We start from the raw sequence: 17,036 nt of genomic DNA on the forward strand, positions 1-17,036 counted from the left end.
GGGCGAGCTCCCTAGTCATATCATCACTGCTGCTATTCCGGTCTCCCAGGCGGGTGCGACGTCGGTTTTACCAGAACGCGCGTGCTCTAGCGGTTGCCGGTTCGCTTCCTCATCACTGCTCGACTATGTATCGTCCATCCAACGCCGCCGGTCCCACCCGCGCTTCCAAACGCCGCCGTCTTCAACTGGAGACTTTGGAAACCCGCCAGTTGTTAGCCGGTGATAACGGCGCGTTAGACATCACACCGCATTCGCAGCTGTTGATCGAATTGATCAATCGGGCTCGCGAGAATCCGGTCGCCGAAGCGGGTCGCTACGGGATCGGCTTGAACGACGACGTGCCGCCGGAGAGCACGATCAGCAGCGACGCGAAACAGCCGCTGGCCCCGCACCAGGCGCTGGTCGACGCCGCGATGGCGCATTCGCTGGACATGCTGGAGCGGGATTATTTCGCCCACAATTCGCCCGAGCCCAACAGCACGACGCCTTCGGACCGCGCGATCGCGGCGGGTTATCCGGTGGGTGCTGGTGAGAACATCGGCTGGGGCGGCACGACGGGCACGGTCGACCAGATCGCTCACGTGTACGTTCGCCACGAGCGGTTGTTCCGCAGCGTCGGTCACCGGATCAACATGCTGTACAGCCCCTACCGCGAGGTCGGCACGGGCGTGCAGTACGGCGTATTCACAGCGTACAACCAGCAGGCCGGCCGGGACATCGACTACAACGCCAGCATGGCGACCGAGATGTTTGGCAGCCGCGGCGGCAATTATTTCATTACCGGCGTGGCCTTCGACGACAGCGTCACCGACGACGCCTTCTACGACATCGGCGAAGCTCTGGGCGGATTGGCGGTCCAGGCGGAAAGCAACACCGGAAATGTGTATCAAACCACCACGGCAGACGCCGGCGGCTATGCCTTGGAAGTTCCCGAGGGTACGTACACGATAACGTTTACCGATCCCGCCACTTCCAATTTCGTATCGTTCGAATCGATCATCGTCAGCGGTGAAAACGAGAAAGTGGATCTGGACACTTCGGCATCCGCGTGGATGGCCGCCGCCCCCACGATCACCACCGAAGTCCAACTGGACCGGGACCTGGAACTGCGATTCCGCAGTAGCGACAGCCTGAACTGGGGCGGTTGGCAAGAGAAATGGATCTTCAGCAACACCAACGACTGGTACTTCATCACGCCCAACGGCAATTTCTACCAGTGGGATTCGAGCGATTTCGAGGCCAGCCCACTGGTGGCCACGTTATCGGCTTCGGTCTATGCCGACACCAGCCTGCTGCACAGTGCCTACGATCGCCTAGCGGCGCAGTACGCCAACGCCGAAACACTGGTCCCGCAAAGTAATGCGATCGAATTGGACTCGACGTACAGCCTGAGCATTTCGCCTGCCGGCGACTACTTCAACCATTCGGGCTTGCAAGAAAAATGGGTGCGTGCGGCGAACGGAACCTGGTACACGATCCGTCCAAGCGGCGATTTCCACAAATGGAACGGCGGTAGCCGGTTCACATGGTTAGGTCGAGTGGAGACTTCTGCTTACGACAATCTGTACAAATTGGCTTCAGCGTCGCTGCTAACCGAAGAGATCGCCGCGCTGGATGAAAGCCGAAACCTCAATCTGCCCAACAACATTTGGTTGAACTGGGGTGGACTGAATGAGAAATGGATCGCAAGTGGTTCAAACACAAACCATTACATCACACCTGATGGCAAACTATATCACTGGCATGGCGGTGGGGTCACCAATGCTACGCAGGTTGCGACCATTGACACAGTATTCTACCAACACCTGGACTTGCTAACGACCGCATTCGGTTAAATGCGGCTACCAGAAGAGGCAAGCAGACATGCGGCAAGACTTGCAATTGCGGTGAACGGCGAGCGTTCAAGAACTTCTATGCGCGAGAAGACATCAGCAGTTCGCCGCACTCTGGGGGCTCGACTGTGCCGCAGGCAGTACGATGGCAACCAGAAAGACCAAGCCTAAACCGTGGGTCAATAGCGTTGTAAACACACCAGAATCACTAAGCATCAAGGCGGGCAAAAACAACACCGTAGCCGCCAGACGAAAGTCAGACTTGGCGGCCAACGAGTCATACGCGTGCAACACTGCCCCCAGCAGCAACGAGACACCGATAACCCCAATGTAGCCAAAGTTCGCATAGCCATCCGCGAACAAATTGCCACATGCGTTCATCCCTACGACGCCATACATTTCTTCGCCAACCAGACGGCCTGGGGATAAATCGTATGGATAATCGACGACCGACCCCATGAAACTATGCCCCAGCATCGCTTTGGGACTTTGATAGAAAAAGTCGAACCAATTTGCCAACATAATACCGGGATTCATGAACTGCCGACGAAGGAAGAGTATTGTTAGCGTAGATCCGTCTCGAACAGCATCGACCGCGAGAAACAAACCGGTGGCGACCGCCGGGGCGGCGAGCCCCCAAAACACACTTCGTTTCAGCATGGGGGTTACGCAGTAGAGTACCAGAACCAGCGGGAGGTAAAAAAGCGTTCCTTTCAATGCTGTCACACTATAGAGATAGCACTGCAGAAACACGGCAATCCCTAAAACCCACCACCGTCTGTTGTGCAAGGCCAATATAAAGGAGCACGGGATCAGCACGTTCTTCAACCAGTTCAGGAGATACCTAGCCAAAGTACTTTTGGAGGTCACCTCCTCACGCATGTCCAGTCTCGTGTCATAAACATTCTCAAATGAGTGGATTTTAAACACGAAACCGAACTCGGCCACAATTACAGCGCAGGAGACTAGCGTAACCCCCAGCAGAAGCGCCCCTGCATTATACGAGCTTAACTGCGGCTTCGGAATCTTCCATAACGGCAAGCGGTAAACGCTCGAAATAACAAAGAAACCGGCGAGCAGCCAGACATCGAGCATCAAGTACTTGGCGGGCGGTTCTGCCCCGGCCAACATTGGAAACAAGCAACACGGCACATACACGCTCATATACAAAAGGATGAACACTATCTGGGTCGGTCGCCGCACAGTTAGGTCCAGCCAAAGCAGCGGCCCCAAGCTAAACATGATGGCCGCGGCACGCATCAGCAACGAGACGTCGTTGAACCGATATCCTTGCGACCTCAACACAACCGTGATCGTGTCTCGATAGGCGGAAACCAATAGACAACCGAAGATCAAGACAACAACCGCGAGCTTGACGCGAGTAAAGACACCATACGACGGGCCTGCCAGCACCGTCGCTGTTGAGGCTGTCCCGACTCCATCGCGCTCTGTTGCATTCATTGGTTTCAAACCGGGACATCTTGCCCGTTGCGGTCGATCAACACCCGGCTTCCGCAGGCCGTGCATAACAGGCTGCTTCTAAAGGAACTCAGGGGGACAGAGCAAGTGCAGTCTGGCACACCCAACTGCCCTCCCCCCGGCGTTCGAGATTGATCTTCCGTCATTCGGGAAGCTCTCGCTAGACTCACTCAAGACTTTTAATTGCGAACGCTCGAGCGCTCCATACCCGAGCAGCCAGTGCCCCCGAACGTCCTTCCAGGCCGATCTCCCAGCAACGACCGCCTCTAGACGACGCGGCTACACGACGGAGCCAATTGCGCTGAGGAGGGGTAACATCGGAGCACCACTCAGCCGATGGACTGGCGTCTACCAGAACCAAGGACGGACGGATGAAAACACGAAACGAAGCGGCGACAGAGAGCCCAACCAGCAGCAACAGCTCACGTCGCCACCTGAACAACTTCGTCGCCTCCGGAGCGTTGCAACTGATCGCTGTCCTGGCACCGCTCACAACCCTCCTCCTCATGGCGAGATGCTACGACATGGCCGCATTTGGCCAATACAGCGTCGCACTCGCGTTCGTGAACGTGTTGACGGTGTTCTTCGGCCTTGGGGCGAGCGCTGCCACCTGCTTCCAGATCGCCCGGATCGAGCGTCAGCACTTGCGACGACAGGACGGCGTCATTGGCGCCGGATTGCTATCTGTCTTATGTTTCACCCTGTTTTTCTCACCGTTTGCCTGGGTGATACCCTGGTTGCTGGGCTACAGCAACGAGACTCGCCAACTTGTGCTGTTGCTGACCGCCGGAGGCTGGTGCTCTGTTATTTCGGATCTCTTGAACGGAGTGTATCGCGGCCGCCGTGAGATGAGCTGGCAACTAATCCCCGTCGCCTCTGTCGCGGTGGCAACCCTTGTCTGCGTTACGCCCCTGTTGATAGCTGGCAAACCACTGAAACAAGTCGCCGTCACGTGGAGTGCTTGCCAACTACTAGGCCCCTGCATTCTGTTCCTTTGCTTGCGACGAAGCGGCCTGCTAAGAAGCTTCAAGCGGACGCCACGCCAGCTTCCAACCGTCTTTCGTCGAGCCTTCACGATCGGACTCGACGGAGTCATATTCCGTGTTGGCATACAAACCGTAACATTACTGCTGCCCGTATTGCTATCCGTTCGAGCGGCCGGCATATTCAACGCCGCATCGAAACCGCTCGCAATGCTAGTAATCGGAAATTCCTTTATAATGCGTTTCTTTGGTCCTTACATTGCCTCTGCAGGCGACAAGGACCCGACATGCATGACGCTGCGGATCCAAATGTGCCATAAGCTGGCTTTTTTCTTCACAGGCAGCGTCTTAGTCGGCGCACTGACATTCCCCCATGTTATCTGCAACATCCTGTTTGGCGCAAAGGCCGAAGAAATTGCCGAGTACATGCAAGTCCTTGCGATCGCGTTCATTATCTACTACGCGCCACCCTACTCCGCCAACCTCAAAGCGATCGGACTAGAGAGGCAGGTGGTATGGTGCGGGATTATCCAATGGGCAACGATGGTAGTTGCCCTTTTCGTCCTCGCGCCCCGTTACGGCGTGTGGGGCGCCGTTACTGCCACGCTGCTGGCCTACAGCGCCTACTGGCTCACCGAAGTATTTCTTTACAGCTTCAATCGCCTGAAGGGCGTTGCAAACGCAGAAAGATACCTAGCTTACCTCTTTGGCTCGACAGCCCTGGGATTTACGTACAACCAGTTCCCAGGCGGCACGCTGTCGATCATATCTTTTGCGTTGACGGTCCTGACACTTTCTCTGCTTGTCTACTGGACCCCCGGCGAAAGAGAGCAAGCTCGCTGGCTGCTTCGCAATTCCCTCGCTCCCAGACGGGCTTAAACATGAGCCCTGACGCGTCACCAACTCGGCAATGCTAGCAAGTAGCATAAGACACTGTGTTGATCTTGTGTCAGTTAAACCCTCACCCTAAACTTTTGCCCCAGGAGCTACGCGGCCCCACGAACCAATCCGTTTCTTCGCTAGGTAAAGCATGAGCACGGCAAGCGCAGACCCTCAATTGCAGGACGAGGAATTTTGGTCCGAAAAGTGGATCAAACATATCGAAACCTACCTGACGGCTGACCCACGAACTGGCAGGTGGCTACAGAGTCGCTTCAACCTCTGCGGGCAGACGGTTCTGGAAGTCGCCGGTGGATCCTGCCGGGACTCGCGCTTTCTTCACGAACAGGGCGTCGACGCGACGGGCAGCGATTTTGACGCCAGAACCCTGCAGTACTTAAGAGACCGGGACAAAGCTTCCGAGTTCAGACTTCGTCGAGAAGACGCATTCGCGTTAGACTGCGAATCAAAATCATTCGACGTGGTATTCCATAACGGGTTCTGGGTATTATTTGACGACGATGAAAAGCTGGTAGACTCCCTGCGCGAGCACGTTCGTGTGGCCAGACGCTACGTGGTAATCCTAGTCCACAACAAGCGAAACCGGAAACTGGTTGACACGTTCTCCCGGAAAGGAAAAACCGACGCGCTCTACAATATTCGGTTCTTCACACCCGAAGAAGTCAGACGCCTCTGCAATGCTCCCGGACTCGGCATCAAGCGGGTCCACATTGAAAAGTTCGGGGGCCCGCTCGACGGCTACTATGGAAACAACCGTCGAATACCATTGCCGCTGAGACTGCGTCATTACTTGATTCCCAAACTGTATCGCGCCCAACCCTGGCCTCTGGTAGAACGAGTCGCTGCGATCATCGAACTGGAACAGCCTGCCACGCGATAGACGTTACACGGCTCCTAAAAGCACGATTTCTAACAATGCAGAAAGCTACCGCGTTCATCCTAGGATCGGGCTACAATGCGCACGGACTTGCCCGAAGCTTGGCCCGCGTTGCCACCGACTGCCATGGGTTTGATGACGACTCGACGGGATTCCTGCATCACTCACGACTGTTCTGCGAACGGTATTCGGCGCCGCACGACTGGAGCCTTAGCCAGAAACGAGAGGCAATTCTGGAACGCATTCGCGACATCGGTGGCCCGGTTGTGTTGTTTGCAACCGACGAACAGTGGCTGGTGGACCTGCTATCAAACCTCGCGATGTACCAAGAAGCGGGCGCCGTCATCCCTTGCTTGAACCCTTCGGCCGCTTTGCTATGCGCCCACAAACAGCACTTCAAGTTATGGTGTCACTCCGAAGAGATCATCACGGCCCAGTCAGCTTTTTACAATGCTGCACAGCCGACCAACTGGAATACGTTTATCCAACAAGCCAGTGAACTGCCCTACCCTGTAGTTGTGAAACCCAGCACCAAGGGTTCCGGACAGGAGGAGCTTGGGTTCACATTTTACAAAAAGTTTGATTCGGAAGAATCCTTCCGAGAGTGGGCAATTAGTCGTAATGTCGACGATCTTTCCTGCGACATTCTTGTCGAGGAATTCATCTCAGGCCCCGTCACGTCGCTAGTTTCCCTGCAGGGCTATGTTGACAGGGAAGGACAGGTACACGCCGGCCAGTATCGCAAGCTGTCGCAGACCCAAGGCATGCTGGGATGTGGTAACGTGGTACAAATCGAGCCCTGCGATAGAGAACTCTTCGATACCATTTCAGTTGTCTTGTCAAAACTGGCCTTTCACGGCTTCTTCGACGCGGAGTTCAAAATCTGTGAAAAGACCGGCAAACCGTACCTGATCGAGATCAATGCTCGACCGTGCATGCTTAATTACGCGGCAACTGTAATGGGCCTGAACCTCCCCGCGTTGGCAATGACGGACATGGTTCCATCCTACAATGCCTGGAGACCTTGCTCGAAACCACGAACGCGAAAATGGGTGTGGTGTCGGCATTTGCCGCATTTGATAGACAGTTGCACCGAGGCTTATAGTGCGAACAGCCTACTGTTTCCTCTGTCGGCGTTGAAAGCGTGGATAACACCGTTTCGGTTCCTTCCCACCTACGATCCCTTGGTTTCGCTGGCGGACCCACTGCCGATCCTTCACCTATCGCGCAAGCTCATCCAACAGGCTGCATCACGCATCCGAGCAAAGTTCGCTACCCGTGCTCTCCGAACAGATGCGAATGCGTCCACCAGCACCGAGCAGTCTGTCGCACCAAGTGCGACCAGACGGACTTCAAGGAAGCGGCGGGCAGCTTAGCCCGAACGGGTCAAGCTGCCGAGGTTTCGAGAACGTCCAGTTCGTAACTGCCTTCTGCTGCGAGCGGCGTTTGCAGAATGGATGCATACAGGGCGACCAATTTCGCTTCCTCGCATTCCCAGTTGAAGGTTCGTCTCACAGAGGCTTCGCCTCGCTTCCCCATAGCTTTAGCTTGCAGAGGATGGTCAATCATGTGCTGCATCGCCTCCGCGATGGCGTGCGGATCCAACGGATCGACCATCAACCCGGCTCCGCAACCTTCGACGTACTCTTTCCACATGGGAAAATCTGACGCGATCACGGGCAACCCCGCTGCCATGTACTCAAACATCTTAATCGGCAAAGAATCCAGATAAGCCGGCGTTGGATGCAGTGTCACCAAGCCGGCTGTCGCCGACGCGAGCAGTTGTTCAATTTGCTGATTGGGAAGCCATCCCAGCAGCTTGACTCTTTGCAGCTTGTCCACCCGTGCAATTTGCTCCGCCAGAGCACCGGGAACATCCCCAGCGATCAATAGCTTCGGAACATGCTTGGGGGACAGCAAGTTCACTGCAGCCGCCATTTCGATCATCCCGCGAGTCTGCGAGATACTTCCTGCATAGACAAAGCAAGCAGGCGAAGCAGGCTCGCCTTCAGCAACGAGTTGTGGGAGTCGTTGGCGAGGAAAATTCTTGACGGTAATGGTGGGCACCTTGTCAAACTTTCCCGCGATTGAGTCGGTCGCGGCTACGACTGCGGTCAGCCGGCGTGAAATCATCGACTCCATCGCATCCACCAGCCAAGCAACCGGACGACGACTCCACCGAGGCAACCAGGTTCGGTGAAGAGTCTGTTTCGCGAGATCTTCATGTACGTCGTAGATGACTTTCTTCCCGAGCAACCGCAGCAGGAGACCGGCCGGCAACAGTTCGGAATCATGAATATGATAAACTTCGGCATCGTAAGCCAACGCTCTACGCACCACTTCGGCAACAGTGACCGTGAAACGCAGGAGTCTTGAGCGACGTTTTTTCAACAAATCCAGGCGAACGCCGTGGGTATTGGCGACCGGCTCGTTTGACGGCGCAATGAGCACGACATCCAACCCATGCTGTCGCAACGACACGCATTCCTTTTGGAAGACACGAACATCGTCTGGGCGGTGGACGGACGTTAGATGCGCAATCATTGCTTTTACCGAAGTCATTTGATTTCCAAACCCATTTTCTCTTAAAAAGTCCACCGACCGTCTTCACGAAGCCTACGCGGCGGCGTGCAAAACGGCCCGGTACAACTGCCGTTCGGTTTCTTCAGAAAGGTTATTATTGTGCCACAGCAAGGTAAACGTACCGTTTTGCTTTTTGCAGTTTTGGGCCAGGTCTTTGACCCGCTGAACCACACCATCATGCTTCAACCCTTCGTAGATGAGCAGCGAACACTCCATAGCAATCAATGGTTTTTCGACCAGATTGAGCGGCCTTCGCGACTGGACGTCGTAGGCATTAAAGGGATGACAGGTTCCGCAACGGAATCCTGCACGGTCAGCGAAACCGACGCTGCTATCGTAGTCTAGGCCGCAGTCATTCCAAGCATTCCATGTTGTTGGATTGCGCCACCGCAGATAATGCTGACGACCACCCCAAGATGCCTGTTTGATATCCAGTTTTTCGCAGCTTCGCCGCAAAATTTGAAACTCGCTTGAAACGATCTCGGGATTTTGAAACGAGCTATAGCTGGGATGTAGCCCCACTTCATGACCGCGAGTTGCGACTTGCCGCACCACGTTCTGCACGGCTTTACTACCAAAGTTGTGCGTCCCGTCGATTCGACCCAACTTCCGATCGGTAATAAAGTAAAAGGCGCTGCGACAACCATGGGCTTCGCTGGCGTCCATGATGAAATTAAACGAGTTGTACGCGTCTTCATCGGCGTTGCCACGAAATGCCCGCGCCGCGCGAAGCGTTTCGCCGACCCACCGGAACGATCGGCGGCGGAGCCATGCCTCCTTGGCAAGGCGTCGCACCCCTTCCCTTGCAGATCGACCATGATAGGCGAACGGGGAATCGACGTCGTGACTCAGCTGGATGCTGTAGGTGCCCTGTTTCCGGACCAAACCTGGCCAATGCCGCTTCAGCAGTTCCCACAGAATCTCCACATACTCATCGGCCAAGGGGCGATGCAGGAAGTCGCACCTTGACGCTATGGAATGCTCTGCGGGGAATCGACCGTGCTGATCCGTGGGGTGAACAACGACTTCTTCATAGCGACTGAGCAGGAAGAAGATGCTACCCAACAGATCGACTGAACAATTTCCCTCTGGGTCCAACAAGTTCACCCATCCTGCCTCCTCCGGTGGTCCGGCAAATAGGGCCGGTGTTTGGCTCTCGCACAGTACCGACTGGTCGAAACCTACGGGCAACCGAATATCGGCCAAAGGCAGTTCTGGAAGCGAATTTTCCGCCAGCCAGTCTTTTGACGCTTTGGCAAAAAAGTCGTCCCGCAAATGAAGCGTCGCCCCCTCCGCAGATAAGCATGTTCCCTGGTTAGACGGATCGTAGGCAACGGATACGTCGAGCCCCAACCGCTGCCTGAATACCCAATCAATGACATACTCGCGTTCGGCAAAGCAGTTCGCGGGACAAGAAACATGCATTGTCATTTTGAACAGCAGAGCCTTGAGAACAGGTGGAAGAAACGTCGGTCTCGAGTACCACGCAGTAACAAATCTGCCGGTCGGGACGCAAGCCCATCTGGACGCCCCCCGACGGAGTCTGGCTTGACACGGCGCCCTGCTTTCCTCTAGTTAGTTCGGCACCGAAATTTGCTGTGATTCACCAATCACTTATTCAAAGGATTGAAGAGTGGTCAAACGAAGTTTTGATATCGTTTTGTCGTTGACCGCGTTGTCGGTCGCTTGGTTACCGATGGCGATTATCGCCGCCACGATCAAGCTGACGTCGCCAGGTCCGGTGCTGTACTGCGGTTCGCGTGTGGGACGGTTCGGAAAGGATTTTCGAATCTTCAAATTCCGCTCGATGGTCGTGGATGCCGAAGCCCTGGGCGGAAGCTCGACCTCCAATGGCGATTGCCGGATCACACCGGTCGGAAGGTTTCTTCGCAAATACAAACTTGATGAACTTCCCCAACTGTTCAACGTCCTGTTCGGGCAGATGAGTTTCGTGGGTCCTCGTCCCGAAGTCCGCGAATACGTGGACCTGTACTCCGCTGAAGAGCAAGCGATCTTGAACCTGCGCCCGGGTATCACGGACTGGGCATCGATCTGGAACAGTGACGAAGGTTCGATCCTGGCCGCATTTGCGGACCCCGACCAGGCCTACCTGGACGTCATTCGTCCCACCAAGTTGAAACTTCAGTTGCTGTACGGCCGCAACGCCGGCGTGTGGGAGGACGTGAAGGTCATTGTCTCCACGGCCCGTCGTCTGGTCGATGACAGCTGGCAACCGACGACGGTTCTTAAGCACTCGGAACCCTTGCCGGCGATCCAAGCGCGTCATCTCGAGCGTCTGGCCGCAGCCGAACAACCAAAGGCCGCGGCGTAATGATACGGATGCCCCCTCCCACAGCCCCCGAGCGATTGACCGTCGTCGTGCTGTGTCGCAACGAAGCTGATCATATCGAAGCGTGTTTGCAGTCCTTGGTTGACAGCGACTTTGACTTTGCGGATCGAGGCGAAATCGTTGTCGTCGATGGCAGGAGCGAGGATGGCACGCGAGCCAAAGTCGCGGCATTTGCGAATCGCTTTCCCTACGTCCGGCTGGTCGACAACCCGGCGAAAGTGACTCCCGCGGCATTCAACCTGGGAATCCAACACAGCCGTTCTGATGCGATTCTATTTGTGGGAGCGCATGCGACGTACGCCTCCGATTACGTTCGCCGCTGTTTCGAGGGTTTGCAGGCCAATCCCGAGGCGGATGTGATGGGTGGGCTGTTGGGCGTGAAAACCGACGGCACAGCCTGGAGCGAGGCGATTTCAGTCGCCACGACCCATCGCGTGGTCACCGGAAACGCCTCGCACCGGACCTCCGTGGCCGACTCGAAGATCCGGCGTGTGGATGCGGTGTTCGGTGGCTGCTTTCGGATCCGTGTCTTTGAAAAGCACGGAATGTTCCATCCCCGTTTAACGCGAGCTCAAGACCGCGAATACTTCCGCCGGCTCAAACGCGCAGACGCCACGGTGCTGCTGGACCCTACCATCCGCTGCAATTACAAACCTCGAGGCACCTTTGCCAGTTATGTCCAGTGGTCGTTTCGAGGTGCGTATTGGCTCGAGATTGCGCATCGATTCGTCGATACGCCCTTGCGCTCGCTGCGCAACTTTCTGCCGGCCGGCTTGTTAGCGAATGTCGTCTTATTGTTGCTGGTCAGCGCCGCGTCCGGCCTGGGCTCCGCCACCGCGGTCCTGACAATGCCACTGTTGCTGTACGCCCTGCTGATCTGCGGTTTTGCTGTTCAACAAGCCTGGCGAACCGGCAATCCGAATGTTGGCTTGATCCTTGCGGCGCTTGTCCCGGCGATCCATTTGAGCTACGGCGGGGGGACGATCGTCGGTTTTTGCCATCGCTTGATCCGTGGAGACGACGTGTCGGCGCCGCCCGCTTTGGTTCGCGCCAACGCCTCCACAGAACCATCCTCTATACATTCCGCCCCCCAGCGGGTCGCGTAGTCTTTTCGAATTAACAACGCCCATGTCTCTCACTACAAACACCGCTGCGATCAGTGACCTTGCGTTCTTCCGGGGGCGTTGTGCATTAACCGCTCTGCTACGGAGCCTGGGGATTGGCCGTGGTGATCAGGTGGCCACCCAGGCGTTTACTTGTGTGGCGGTTCCCGAAGCGATCAAGGTCAGCGGAGCGAGCCCCCTATTTGTCGACATTCAGTCCGCCGGCCTCAACCTCGACGTCGAGGACTTGCGGGCCAAATGGAATCCGATGGTCCGCGCGATCATCGTGCAACACACCTTCGGTATCCCTGCCGACATGACTGCGATCATGGAGTTTGCTCAGTCGCAGGGCGTGCCGGTCATCGAGGATTGTTGTCACACGCTACACTCCACCTATCAAGGTCGCCCGGTCGGATCCTTTGGCTGTGGAGCGTTTTACTCGTTTGAATGGGGCAAACCGCTAGTTGCCGGAATCGGCGGAGCAGCGATCGTTAATTCGCCGGAACTACACGCGAGGATGCGTGCGTACCACGCGCGGCTTGTGCCGCCTCCGGTCGCCCAGCGGCTGAAGTTATCCGCCCAGTACCAAGCCTTTCGCATGCTGTATCGCCCGGCGTTCTACTGGGCACTGCGTAGCGCATTTCATCAACTTAGTCGGCTTGGGTTGGCGGCGGGGAACTACCAAGCCGACTACGACACGGACTTGGAATCGGCCGAGTACCGCTGGCAGATGGCGCCGCAGTTCCAACGCCGACTGGTTAAGAAACTGCGACACCTGGAGGAGCGAACCCGCCAGCAGCAAACGATCGCGACGGCCTATGCAAGCACCCTAGGCGGTCGCCAGGTCGCCCTCCCGCAGGCGCCTCTGGTGTCGGAGCCGGTCCTGGTTCGTTTTCCTCTGATGGTCGAACAAAAAGAACGGCTGCTCGCCAACGCGCAGCAAGAAAAGGTCGAAGTCGCCGGCTGGTACCAGCACGCGATTCACCCCCTGCCCGATGAACACGCCGCCTCGCTGTGCTACGAGCATCAAAGCTGTCCCCAAGCCGAACAGCGGGCAGAGGAAATCATCTCGTTACCGATCAACGGCGGCGTCACCGAACGTTACCGTGAGCGGGTCGCCACGCTACTGGAGAAGTCTGCCTGATGTCCATTCGCTTCGCCCCGCTTGACCAACACGCCTCGCCCGCGATCTTCCGGGACATCGCCGAGATCCACCAAGCGGAGATCCCCAACGGCTTTCTGGCCTCGCTGGGCACTCCAACGCTGCAAAAGCTTTACAAGCAGATGGCGGGCTGCCCCGCGGCCTTCTGCGTCGCCGCCCTGGAGGCCGAGCGCTGCGTGGGCTTTATCTGGGGATCGAGCGATACCTCGGCGGTTTACCGCTACTGCTTGCCCCGATGTGCGGGCTCACTGGCGCTGCCCTTGGCCGCCCGAGTCCTCCGCCCCACGATGCTCTTTCGCGTTTGGGAGACTTTACGCTATCCTTCGACGCAATCGGAGTCCCATGAGCTTCCGCGAGCGGAAATTCTGAATTTCTGCGTGCGGGGTGACCAACAAGGTCGCGGCGTGGGGCAGCGATTGTTTCAAGCCTTGTGCGAGGGTTTCCAGCGTCGCAACGTACCGAGTTTTCGGATCGTGACCGGCGAGGAACAGACCACCGCGCACCGCTTTTACGAAGCAGCCGGTGCGGTGAAGCACTCGCAGATCCAAGTGCACAAAGGAGTTGCCTCCCGAGTGTATCTGTACCAACCTTCAACCCTGCAAACGGTCTCAGCGGCCTAGCGTCACGAAAAGGAATTCCGATGGCACAAGCGACGATTCGTAAAGTCCCGTTTTTTGTTTACCCGGACATCTATCAGAGCGACGCCGCCGAGATTGACGAAACCATCCGTGCGGTTTGCTCGCGCGGTGCCTTCATCATGCAGCGCGAGCTGGAGGAGTTCGAAAGCAATGTCGCCGAACTGGTCGGCGTTAAGCATGTGATCGGCATGGCCAACGCCACCGACGCACTGCACTTGGCCGTGCGAGCGGCTGGGATCGGCCCCGGCGACGAAGTCATCTTCTCGTCGCATACGATGGTGGCCACACCGGCCGCGGTTCACTATGCGGGCGCGACACCAATTCCGGTGGAATGTGGCGAAGACCACTTGATCGATGCAGATGCGGTCCGAGCGGCAATTACCGAGAACACCAAAGCGATCATGCCGACCCAGTTGAACGGTCGCACCGCGGCAATGGACCCGATCGTGGCACTTGCCGAGCAGCACGGGTTAATGATTCTCGAGGATGCGGCGCAAGCCCTGGGATCGCGATACAAAGGGCAAGCCGCCGGTTCCTTTGGGCTTGGGGGTTGCATCAGCTTCTATCCGGCCAAGACCCTGGGCTGCCTGGGCGATGGCGGCTGTTGGCTGACCAATGACGACCACATGAACGACCAACTTCGCCTGCTTCGCGATCACGGTCGTGATTCGTCGGGGGATGTCTCCGTCTGGGGTTTAAATTCGCGTCTGGACAATGTTCAAGCGGCCATTTTGAACATCAAACTGAAACGCTATCCCGAAGCGATTACGCGACGTCGGGAAATCGCCTCGCTCTACGACTCGATGCTTCGCGATGTCCCGGGCCTGAAACTCCCCCCGGCCCCGACCTCCGATGGTGAGCACTTCGACATCTTCCAAAACTACGAAATTGAAGCCGAAGATCGAACGGAGCTGCGAGCCTACCTGTCCGAACGTGGGATCGGTTCGCTGATCCCTTGGGGCGGAAAGGCAACCCACCAGTTCGATAAACTGGGCTTTCATCAGAGCCTACCTTTCACAGAACGTTTGTTCGAACGCGTACTGATGATCCCTCTGAACACCTCGATGACCGACGAGGATGTGGTTCATGTTGCTCAAACGATCACGCAATTCTATCAGGACAAAGATTTCTGAGCCGTGTGACGCAGCGCCCTGCGACGCCAGGCCCTGAGCCCTCCAATACCAAGAAACGGATTTCTATGGACACGCGAGAGTTAGCAAAACGTATCCGCATCCACGCGGTCAACATGACCAGCCGCGGAGGAAGCTCCCATATCGGCTCGGCCTTGTCGATGGCTGACATCCTGGCGGTGCTCTACGGGCAATGCCTGAATGTCGATCCGGCTCGTCCCCAATGGCCCGCACGAGACCGGTTCATCCTCAGCAAGGGACATGGCGGCGCAGCGGTCTACGCGGCTTTGGCTGAGACCGGCTTCTTTTCTCCCGAGGTCCTCAAAACCCATTATCAAGATGGCGGGAAACTCAGCGGCCATGTTTCGCACAAAGGCATTCCCGGAGTCGAGTTTTCGACCGGAAGCCTGGGGCACGGTCTGCCGGTCGGAGTCGGGATGGCCAAAGCCGCCCGACTGCGCGAGCAGGCACACCGGGTTGTGGTGTTGTTGAGCGACGGCGAATGCGACGAAGGCTCCAACTGGGAGGCAATTCTGTTCGCCGCGCACCACGGCTTGGACAACCTGATAGCGATTGTCGATTACAACAAGATCCAAAGTCTGGCACCGGTTGCCGAAACCTTGGGCCTGGAACCCTTTACCGACAAATGGCAGAGTTTCGGCTGGGACGTGAAGGAAGTCGACGGCCACGACCACGACCAGATGGCGACGATGCTGGACAATCCTGAGCCGGGAAAACCGCGTGTCGTCATCGCCCACACCACCAAGGGCAAAGGTGTCTCTTTCATGGAGAACTCGGTGCTGTGGCACTACCGCACGGCGCGAGGTCAAGAATTCGAAGCGGCCATTTCTGAACTTGAACGATCTGCGTAAGCCTTCCCTGCACGCCCCCTCCCTGCCCCCGAGTTGATCCCATGCGAGATGAGTTTATTCGCACCCTGACGACCATGGCCCAAGCCGACGATTCGATCGTTTTGATCACCGGCGACCTCGGATTCGGTGTTCTCACCGAATTCGCCGAACGCTTTCCCAAGCAATTCATCAATGCGGGCGTCGCGGAGCAGAACATGACGGGGATCGCTGCCGGCATGGCTCTGGAAGGCTACAAAGTCTACACCTATTCGATTGCGAATTTTGTGTTCATGCGTTGCCTGGAACAAATCCGCAACGACGCCGCCTACCATGACGCCAACGTCAACGTAGTCTCGGTCGGTGGCGGTTTCAGCTATGGTGCACTGGGTATCTCCCACCATGCTACGGAGGATCTGGCAATCATGCGGTCGCAGCCCAATGTCAGCGTGTTCTGTCCTTCGGATCTCGATGAGACTCGGTGGGTTACCGAAGTCTCGGCAAAGACCAAGGGCGTTTCCTACCTGCGGCTGGACAAAAGCAAGGCGGATGACGCCGCACCGCTGGGTCCGTTGGCTGTCGGCCAAGCCCGTCCACGTTCGAGCGGACGCGATATCACCTTCGTGACCGCCGGCGGGATCTTGCAAGATGTCTGCATCGCTGCGGACCGATTACGGTCCGATGGCTACGACGTTGGCGTGATCTCGATGCCTACCATCAAACCCTTTGATCACTCCACGATTCAGAAACTTGCTGGAGAATGCCGGGCCGTCATCACCGTCGAAGAACACAACGTGGTCGGCGGCCTAGGATCTGCTGTCGCGGAGAGCTTGATGGCTTCGCCTCGACGCCCCGAAATATTTCGATCCATCGGCCTGCAAGACCAGTTCTCCTCGGTCGTTGGTAGCCAAGCCTACCTGCGAACCCACTACGGAATCGATGCCCAGGGCATCTACGAGAAGACGCGGCAAGCCGTTGTGAAGTCACCTGCCATCGCGGCCTAGAGGCTCTTCCGGGCGAGGTCCGCGGAACCCCCGATGGCCTAGGTAAGGGCGCCGAGCGATGGCCTCGGTAAGGGCGCCGAGCGAAAGGAAACGTCGCGTCCCGGTTCCCCGGGACAGCTGCCCCATTATTGCCGAAGGCGCGGCCCA

General features: G+C 57.0%; 14 protein-coding genes. 11 read left to right on the forward strand and 3 right to left on the reverse strand.

Going from position 1 to position 17,036, the window contains the following annotated elements:
• Nucleotides 1-125: 125 nt before the first annotated feature.
• Nucleotides 126-1,835 (forward strand): CAP domain-containing protein, encoded by a 1,710-nt coding sequence (locus GE027_RS07615; protein ID WP_153556643.1) that lies wholly within the window; start codon nucleotides 126-128, stop codon nucleotides 1,833-1,835.
• 93 nt (nucleotides 1,836-1,928) lie between these two features.
• Here GE027_RS07615 and GE027_RS07620 read toward each other — a convergent pair whose 3' ends face one another.
• Nucleotides 1,929-3,293 (reverse strand): O-antigen polymerase, encoded by a 1,365-nt coding sequence (locus GE027_RS07620; protein ID WP_153556594.1) that lies wholly within the window; start codon nucleotides 3,291-3,293, stop codon nucleotides 1,929-1,931.
• A gap of 389 nt (nucleotides 3,294-3,682) precedes the next feature.
• Between GE027_RS07620 and GE027_RS07625 the strand changes: the two genes are divergently transcribed.
• The 3 genes from GE027_RS07625 (at nucleotide 3,683) to GE027_RS07635 (ending at nucleotide 7,447) form a co-directional block, all read left to right on the forward strand.
• On the forward strand, nucleotides 3,683-5,173 hold the full coding sequence (locus tag GE027_RS07625) for an oligosaccharide flippase family protein (RefSeq protein ID WP_153556595.1): 1,491 nt from the start codon (nucleotides 3,683-3,685) through the stop codon (nucleotides 5,171-5,173).
• A 151-nt stretch (nucleotides 5,174-5,324) separates the two neighbouring features.
• On the forward strand, nucleotides 5,325-6,074 hold the full coding sequence (locus GE027_RS07630) for a class I SAM-dependent methyltransferase (protein ID WP_153556596.1): 750 nt from the start codon (nucleotides 5,325-5,327) through the stop codon (nucleotides 6,072-6,074).
• Between the two features lie 35 nt (nucleotides 6,075-6,109).
• A complete protein-coding gene (locus tag GE027_RS07635; protein ID WP_153556597.1) occupies nucleotides 6,110-7,447 on the forward strand; it encodes an ATP-grasp domain-containing protein in 1,338 nt (445 codons plus the stop codon).
• Between the two features lie 10 nt (nucleotides 7,448-7,457).
• On the opposite strand, the gene GE027_RS07640 is transcribed toward GE027_RS07635, so the two are convergent.
• Complete coding sequence (locus GE027_RS07640; RefSeq protein ID WP_153556598.1) at nucleotides 7,458-8,633, reverse strand: glycosyltransferase family 4 protein; 1,176 nt, start codon at nucleotides 8,631-8,633, stop codon at nucleotides 7,458-7,460.
• Between the two features lie 54 nt (nucleotides 8,634-8,687).
• Nucleotides 8,688-10,079, reverse strand: a complete 1,392-nt coding sequence (locus GE027_RS07645; protein WP_153556599.1) for a polysaccharide deacetylase family protein — start codon at nucleotides 10,077-10,079, stop codon at nucleotides 8,688-8,690.
• A gap of 208 nt (nucleotides 10,080-10,287) precedes the next feature.
• On the opposite strand from GE027_RS07645, the gene GE027_RS07650 reads away from it, so the two are divergent.
• Genes GE027_RS07650 through GE027_RS07680 form a run of 7 tightly spaced genes read left to right on the forward strand, consistent with a single transcriptional unit; the run spans nucleotide 10,288 to nucleotide 16,889 of the window.
• Nucleotides 10,288-10,986 (forward strand): sugar transferase, encoded by a 699-nt coding sequence (locus GE027_RS07650; RefSeq protein WP_153556600.1) that lies wholly within the window; start codon nucleotides 10,288-10,290, stop codon nucleotides 10,984-10,986.
• Nucleotides 10,987-10,994: 8 nt separating this feature from the next.
• Nucleotides 10,995-12,110: a glycosyltransferase gene (locus tag GE027_RS07655; RefSeq protein WP_162006617.1), complete on the forward strand. Its 1,116-nt coding sequence runs from the start codon at nucleotides 10,995-10,997 to the stop codon at nucleotides 12,108-12,110.
• Between the two features lie 22 nt (nucleotides 12,111-12,132).
• Nucleotides 12,133-13,251 (forward strand): DegT/DnrJ/EryC1/StrS family aminotransferase, encoded by a 1,119-nt coding sequence (locus tag GE027_RS07660; protein ID WP_153556602.1) that lies wholly within the window; start codon nucleotides 12,133-12,135, stop codon nucleotides 13,249-13,251.
• Nucleotides 13,251-13,889 carry a GNAT family N-acetyltransferase gene (locus GE027_RS07665; RefSeq protein ID WP_153556603.1) on the forward strand — a complete coding sequence of 213 codons (639 nt, stop codon included), beginning with the start codon at nucleotides 13,251-13,253 and terminating at the stop codon, nucleotides 13,887-13,889. The genes GE027_RS07660 and GE027_RS07665 overlap by 1 nt, the downstream gene beginning before the upstream one ends.
• A gap of 20 nt (nucleotides 13,890-13,909) precedes the next feature.
• Nucleotides 13,910-15,040, forward strand: coding sequence for a DegT/DnrJ/EryC1/StrS family aminotransferase (locus GE027_RS07670; RefSeq protein ID WP_153556604.1), 1,131 nt, complete (start codon nucleotides 13,910-13,912; stop codon nucleotides 15,038-15,040).
• A gap of 5 nt (nucleotides 15,041-15,045) precedes the next feature.
• The gene (locus GE027_RS07675; RefSeq protein ID WP_261344037.1) at nucleotides 15,046-15,909 is read left to right on the forward strand and encodes a transketolase; all 864 of its coding nucleotides are present in this window, start codon (nucleotides 15,046-15,048) and stop codon (nucleotides 15,907-15,909) included.
• Nucleotides 15,910-15,950: 41 nt separating this feature from the next.
• Entirely contained in the window at nucleotides 15,951-16,889 is a 939-nt protein-coding gene (locus GE027_RS07680) for a transketolase family protein (protein ID WP_153556606.1), read from the forward strand.
• Nucleotides 16,890-17,036: the final 147 nt, after the last annotated feature.

Origin of the sequence: Roseimaritima sediminicola, assembly GCF_009618275.1 — a bacterium.
GTDB classification, from domain to species: domain Bacteria; phylum Planctomycetota; class Planctomycetia; order Pirellulales; family Pirellulaceae; genus Roseimaritima; species Roseimaritima sediminicola.